Source organism: Furfurilactobacillus siliginis (assembly GCF_001437435.1).
Lineage (GTDB): Bacteria > Bacillota > Bacilli > Lactobacillales > Lactobacillaceae > Furfurilactobacillus > Furfurilactobacillus siliginis.
This window is the reverse complement of sequence record NZ_JQCB01000001.1, coordinates 37,260-43,864: the sequence shown is the minus strand read 5'-3', so window position 1 is coordinate 43,864 and position 6,605 is coordinate 37,260. Positions and strand designations below refer to the sequence as shown.

General features: G+C 44.1%; 8 protein-coding genes. 4 read left to right on the top strand and 4 right to left on the bottom strand.

Features of this window, described 5'->3' with window-relative positions:
• Positions 1-73: 73 nt before the first annotated feature.
• Positions 74-646, bottom strand: coding sequence for a GNAT family N-acetyltransferase (locus IV55_RS00195; RefSeq protein WP_057808392.1), 573 nt, complete (start codon positions 644-646; stop codon positions 74-76).
• Positions 647-753: 107 nt separating this feature from the next.
• Between IV55_RS00195 and IV55_RS00190 the strand changes: the two genes are divergently transcribed.
• On the top strand, positions 754-1,344 hold the full coding sequence (locus IV55_RS00190) for a hypothetical protein (RefSeq protein ID WP_057808391.1): 591 nt from the start codon (positions 754-756) through the stop codon (positions 1,342-1,344).
• Here the strand turns inward: IV55_RS00190 and IV55_RS00185 are convergent.
• Together IV55_RS00185 and IV55_RS00180 are read right to left on the bottom strand one after the other, a co-directional pair.
• Entirely contained in the window at positions 1,337-2,143 is an 807-nt protein-coding gene (locus IV55_RS00185; protein WP_057808390.1) for a Cof-type HAD-IIB family hydrolase, read from the bottom strand. The two genes, IV55_RS00190 and IV55_RS00185, sit on opposite strands and share 8 nt — an antisense overlap.
• A 216-nt stretch (positions 2,144-2,359) precedes the next feature.
• A complete protein-coding gene (locus tag IV55_RS00180) occupies positions 2,360-3,553 on the bottom strand; it encodes a CynX/NimT family MFS transporter (RefSeq protein WP_057808389.1) in 1,194 nt (397 codons plus the stop codon).
• A 266-nt stretch (positions 3,554-3,819) separates the two neighbouring features.
• Here IV55_RS00180 and IV55_RS00175 point away from each other — a divergent pair, with 266 nt between their 5' ends.
• Entirely contained in the window at positions 3,820-4,188 is a 369-nt protein-coding gene (locus tag IV55_RS00175) for a DUF1304 domain-containing protein (protein WP_057808388.1), read from the top strand.
• A 424-nt stretch (positions 4,189-4,612) separates the two neighbouring features.
• Here the strand turns inward: IV55_RS00175 and IV55_RS00170 are convergent, their stop codons facing one another.
• Positions 4,613-5,329, bottom strand: a complete 717-nt coding sequence (locus tag IV55_RS00170) for a DUF6198 family protein (RefSeq protein WP_057808387.1) — start codon at positions 5,327-5,329, stop codon at positions 4,613-4,615.
• 185 nt (positions 5,330-5,514) lie between these two features.
• Here IV55_RS00170 and IV55_RS00165 point away from each other — a divergent pair, with 185 nt between their 5' ends.
• Together IV55_RS00165 and IV55_RS00160 are read left to right on the top strand one after the other, a co-directional pair.
• Positions 5,515-6,135, top strand: coding sequence for a DedA family protein (locus tag IV55_RS00165; protein ID WP_057808386.1), 621 nt, complete (start codon positions 5,515-5,517; stop codon positions 6,133-6,135).
• A 55-nt stretch (positions 6,136-6,190) separates the two neighbouring features.
• Entirely contained in the window at positions 6,191-6,430 is a 240-nt protein-coding gene (locus IV55_RS00160) for a hypothetical protein (protein WP_057808385.1), read from the top strand.
• The last annotated feature ends 175 nt before the right edge of the window (positions 6,431-6,605 follow it).

The following is a 6,605-nucleotide window of genomic DNA, read 5'->3' as shown; positions in this document are numbered from 1 at the left end:
CAATCCGTACGGCCGTTCTAGGTCTTGCTCACGACTTCCCGACTTTTGTCCCACTCTTTTATTTTCTATAAATCTACCACATGATCTTTTCGCCTACGTTCAGCTGAATCGTCGACTTTTCAATTTCGGCCTGATTATCCATCGCTGCAGGCGTGAAGAAGCTCATCATGGCGACGGTGCCAATCTTATCGCTGGCAATTGGATCGGCTGCACTACCACCGATCAACACAGTCTGCGGTGAACTTTGCCAGCCGCCCTGTTCGTAGAAAGGTACTAGATCAGGCGTGCAGGTGAAAATGGTAAAGTCAGCGTCATCGTGCTGAATCAAGGCGTAGGCCGTCATTATTAATGAAATACCGAAGCCTTTATGACGATAAGCGGGATCAATCATAACCTCTGACAAGCCGGTCACATGATAACGTTGTTGATTCAAGAAAATGGTCGTTGATGGCATTTTAACGGACCCAACTAATTTACCATCATCGTCATACATAACGAGAACGATAATTTGCTCATAGTATTCACGTAACTGTTTGATGCGTTCAGGATCATCGGTAATGCCAGGCCAATAAACGTTGCTTAGTCGATCAATCGCTTGTTTATCCGCATCGGGTAATGCAAAGTAGTGATAGGTATCAGTTTTCATAAGCTCCTCTAGGTTAGGGGCAAAAAGTTGGTACAACAATTGTTTGCCCGCTACACTGACATTTAACCATGAAAGTGGCACGTTGACCAGCACAAGGAGGGATTCAAATGGGTTCACGAATCATGCATTATGCGATTTCTCAGCAAGTATTTCCGGAAAATATAGCGTTTATGATAGGCAACTTGGCACCAGATGTGAGTGGTAAAAATCGTGATTTTAAATCGCAAACACACTTTATGAGCGTAAATGAAGATGGTGTCACACGGCAGATTCATCCAGAATGGTTTCTGAATGAATATCGTAGTCGTATGAAAGAACCGTTTGTGCAAGGCTACTATGCACATTTATTGGCCGATCAGTTGTGGTTAAAGCTAGTCTTTCAACCGGTAATTCGAACATTGCCGGCAGAAAAGCAAGCGGCGGCACTTATTCGTTATTATCAGGATTTTCATATATTGAATAATTTATTGATTCAGAATTATGACTTACACAGTCCACAGCAAGCTATTGTATCAGTCGATAACACTTCTCTAAAGGAGATGGGCGATGGCGATATTAATCAGGTTTTACTGGAACTACAGGCCGACTTTGATGACCCTGCAGCTGGCAACCTACAAATTTTAACTTTACCGATGATTGAAAATTATATCGATCAGTCTATCACTTTGATTCGACAGCATTTGGTGTCTGTTAACTGAGTAGCTCGTCGATTGTCCTTAAAACACCATTTTGATCATTCGTCCATTTTGTTGTGTGAGTTGCCGCCTGCTGAATGTTAGGTGCGGCATTAGCCATGGCAAAGCTTTGTCCCGCATGCGTCATCATGGACAGATCGTTATCGTTGTCACCAAATGCAACGATTTCTGTGGGATCAATATGCCAACGTTGTTCTAGTTCCATCAGGCCGACTTGTTTGTTGATGTGCCCGGGGATGATATCCAAGCCACCAAAGCCACTGGCCGTTGCAATCATTGAATCTGGTAAAAGTGCATTCAAGAACTGCGCGCGTTGTGCAGCTAAATCATCATTCCAAACGAGATCGAGTTTCAAGATAGCATCGGAGACTTTTGTGACGTCGCCAACTTGCTGCAAACCAGTATAAAAGTATTGCGCGCCAGCCAACAACTTAGCAGACGTGTGCATGTCGATATAAGAGCCGCGAACGCCTGACAGTACAATCGAAGCGTCAGCTAGTTGTGGCTCATTTTGTATAAAATGAAGGGCAGTTTTAACATCACTTTCCGAAAGCGTTGCTGAGAAGATACGCTCGTTGTTCGTGACGACAAGACCACCATTTTCGGCAACATAGCTGATGTCGCTACCAAATGGTTGAAACATATCGGTCAGATGACGAAGCTGGTTGCCACTGGCGACGACAAAACGGATGTGTTGCTGTCGAAGTTTCGTCATGACGTCGTTAAAGTGAGCTTCGTCAAATGTATGGTCGTTACGAATAAAAGTACCGTCGATATCAGTTGCAATCATTTTGATGGACATTCGTTGAGCCTCCGGTAGAATTTACCCATAGCGTAGCATGTTGATTTAAAAAAGACGATAAAAATAAACGTGGGATAACAGTCATCGTCTGTACAGCGACCTGACTGTTATCCCACGTTTTGTAATTTTGATTTACGAACTTAAATAGTGAAAACCTGGGGCAAAAAGCAAGTCTTGCGTGTGACTTCCCAATTTTTCCCACTCGCCACTATTTGATTAATGGAAGACGTCTTCTTTACTATTTACATAAAGTGCAGTTGCGATGGTTAATAAAGCGATAACCAGTAAGACGCCCATCAACAAGTTCCAGCCGCCAAGCATGATGTGCAAGGTTCCGTAACTGATTGGTCCAACGGCTGCGATTAAGTAACCAAGGGACTGTGCCATTCCGGAAAGGTCAGCCGTTTCTTGTGGTGTACGTGTTTTTAGATTGAACAAAGTCATCGCTAATGCAAATGAAGCGGTGGTTGCACATCCTAAAATGATACAGATAATGGCAAAGTACCAAATGGTGTGAATTGGTAGTAAAAGCCCACCAATCCCGATGACAAAGCCAGCACCAATACACATTAACAGCGTGAATTGATTCTTTACACGGGCAGAAACGATGGGCACTACGTATGCGGCAGGCAGTGAGGCGATTTGATATAAGCCAAGTAATAGACTAGCTGTATTAGCAGATACGCCGCGGTCGACCATCAATGTAGGTAACCAAGTAATTAACGTGTAGAAAACGAAGGATTGTAGTCCCATGAATAAGGTCATCATCCACGCAGTTGGTTGTTTCCAAACAGACTGCCGTGGTGTCGTTGACTCGGTAACAGCTTCTGGTTGTGCTTTGTGGTTATAACGTAGGTTAGGGAACCAAGTTAAAATATTGACTAAAGCAACTAATGAGAAGATTTGAATGGTCATCTGCCAACCAATTTTACCAGCTAATGGTGCTGAAACGCCTGCTGAAATGGCCGAGAAAAAGGTCATGGAGAAGGAGTATAGGCTGGTCATTTCACCAATCTTAGTCGGGTAGTTAGCCGCCACTAAAGCTGGTAGTAACACGTTTAAGAAGGCAACTCCGATACCAACCATTAAGGTTCCGATAATCAGTGCGGTGGCAGAATATACCCGCATCCAGTTACCGATTACCAAAATAACTAAGGCAATCAACAATGCCAGTTCAGTCCCGATTTTAGCGGAGACACGTGGGGCAATTGGTGATAATACGGCAAAACAGAGTAGTGGTATGGTCGTTAAGCTACCGGCCACAGCACTGGATAAGTGTAAGCTGTGTTGAATTGGTGCCAGAATTGGTGGAATGACAGTGATGACCATTCGCAAGCTGGAACCTAATAAGATGATACCAAGCAGGAGCCAACTACTGTGTTTGACTGCTTGTTTAGTTTCTTGAGACATAAAAAAAGAACCCTCCTATAGTGATGAATTATCTGGGGGCGATAACACGAGGTAATTACCCGTTAAACAGAAAGTCCATAATTGCAAAGTATTGTGCCAAACCAAACTGGATGGCTCCATTAGTTTACACGGGTTGAACGATTTCGGCAATTACGCATTACGTTCTGGTGAGATTGCGAGTTCACGTCAGGAACGTTGTGATGGACAGAAACGCTAAGAACGAGTAGCCTCTTATGCATAATATAAAGAAAAAGTAGGGTGACGACATGTTGGTATTTACGATTGGCTTAGCAGCCGTGGTTGGGTTAGAACATTTATTCATTATGTGTTTAGAAATGTTTTGGTCAACAGGGCGCATTGCACAGCAAACGTTTGGTGGGGATGCAGAATTCTTGGCGTTGCCACGTGTAAAAGCAATTTTTAAAAACATGGGCATTTATAACGGCTTCGTTGGTGTGGGGATCTTATGGGCACTAACCCAAACGCCAGACGTGATGCGGTCTATTTTGGTGTTGTTCACCGGATTTGTGGTTGTTGCTGCGATTGTGGGTGCAGTGACCGTTAGCCGGCGGATTTTTATGGTGCAAGGGTTGCCTGCGCTGTTTGCGGTTATCTGTGTATTGATGTTTTTGTAGAAAAGAAAATGGGAGTGATGACAAAAAATGTTTTTTGTCGTCACTCCTATTTTTGGCTTGAGGTGGCTGTTATATAGTTGAAACGCGTTCACAAAGCCAGCCTGCTGTGCGAAACTTGCCGACCGTCCGAGTCGTTTCACGACCCTACCGCCCTGCTAGTTTCTGCTCGCAGCCTCCCCGGCTTTGTTCACGCTCTTGTCTGAAACGCGTTCACCACCCCTGCCTTCTGCGCAGAACCTGACCGCTGTCCGTGGCTAAAGCCACTACCACCGTCCTTGTTCTTGCTCAAAGCCAACCCGGGGTGGCTCACGCTCTGATCTGAAACGCGTTCACCAGCTCAAGTCCCTGTGCATTGCCTGTCCACCGTCCGTGGCTAAAGCCACTACCGCCGTACTTGCAATTGCTCGGGTCTTCCCGAGCTGGCTCACGCTCTTGTTTTGAAATGATGTTTCAGTGATGGGATGAAATGTTTGTCTGACCATCCTTGCACCCAGCCTTGGGTTAAGAACGCCCATACTGTACCGAAATTAACCGCCCATAATTGGTGTTGATTGGCAACGAAGCAAATAATCATAATGGTAATTGGCGGGATGTAGCTGAGCATTTGCGAAGCAGTGGCCAGACCTTTCAGGTAACGAAAACGAATGATATATGACAGATCATCGTTGGGATGCATGATCAGATTTGCTCGCTGGTATAAAGAAACCGCTGCGCCGACACCGAACAGGCCAATCATGTTGATGGTCATCAATAAAAGTAGTTGCCAAGGGTGACTGAAATCACCATGTAAATATTTAATCCCGATAACGTTTGACCAAAACGGGACAATAAATTGGACGAGGTAACTAAATGGAATTACAAACAGGATGTTGCGTACTAATCTTGATAAATCAAAGCGACCGATGAGTAACATATCGAGTAATGCGACAATTACACCGTACACTGTTAATACGATACCCAATGCTTGGCTTGCAATCGCAGGATCCGTTGAGTGCGTTACCCAATGCGATAAGTTAACGGCAGAAGCAGTCCACACCGCGCTACCCATGTTGGTGGCAACCGTGAGCGCATTGAATGCGGAATTTAGAACAATAGAGATGGTGAGCCAGAAGAATCGTTGCTTTGCATCCTGAATGTGCACGAGGCAGCCTCTTTTCGAAGTAGTATGTACCAAGTATACGGGAATTCTGGTGAATTGTTTAAGAATTGAAGATCACCAAATGAATTAGTCGATTTTTAGTTAAAAATCAGGAATAATGGCACTACTTCATGAAATGAATTTGTCGCTCCCCACATCTGCCATCCGTTTACGAAAGGTGACACCTAATGGAACAACAGTTAATTGAGTTTATTAATCAGTTTGGGTATTTCGGTATCGTACTCCTAATCGCACTAGAGAATATTTTCCCACCAATTCCATCAGAAGTGATTTTGACGTTTGCTGGTTTTATGACGCTGGCAGCTGATTTATCAATTGCAGGTAGCGTTTTGGCGGCGACAGTCGGAGCCGTTCTGGGTGCAATGGTGCTGTATGTTATTGGTCGGTGGTTAAATGAGGATCGTCTTAACCGGCTGGTAGATGGCCGACTTGGTAAACTGTTACGCTTGAAGCACAGTGACATTGATAAAGCGGCCCGATTATTTAGTCGTCATGGAAATAAGACGGTGTTTTTTGGTCGTTTCATTCCGGTTGTACGTAGCTTGATTTCAATTCCTGCGGGGATGACCAACATGGCGTGGCAGCCATTTCTGTTTTTCACGACGATTGGGACCTTGATTTGGAACATTGTCTTGATTGTGCTTGGTCGTTTGGCGGGGCATGCATGGACGCAGGTATCTGCGGTGGTTGATACATTTTCCTCGATTATCGTAATTGCGCTAGGCATCAGTATTGTTGTTGGCCTGGTATGGTACTATCGCAAACGAATTAAACCAGCACGTGATTAACATTTTCATCAAAGAGACCTATGATGAGGATATTACGATGGTGGAGGTTTGACTCATGGAAGAGCGGAAGTTGATTACAGAAATTTTGAATACGGAAGATGTTTCGTACACGATTTCAGAACCACAAAACGGTAAGATCACATTGATGATTACGCAGTTGAAGAATGACAAGCGGCCGTTAGCAACGGTTGAACAAGAAATTGTACATGAACTAGACCGTGCTGAATTAACGTACACAGAAAGCTTAAATCCAGATGCTGACACTGCAATGAAGGTTGATGTTAACGTTAAATAATTGATTTGAAAGTAAAAAGAACGATATTTCCGTACAGTGGAAATATCGTTCATGGTATAAAAACAACAATGGGTCTGGGACATAACTAATTATGTCCACAGACCCATTGTTGTTTTCTATGTTTCAATAGCGGAAACGTGAGCCAAAAGTCAAGTAGCTGTGCAGACTACGAACG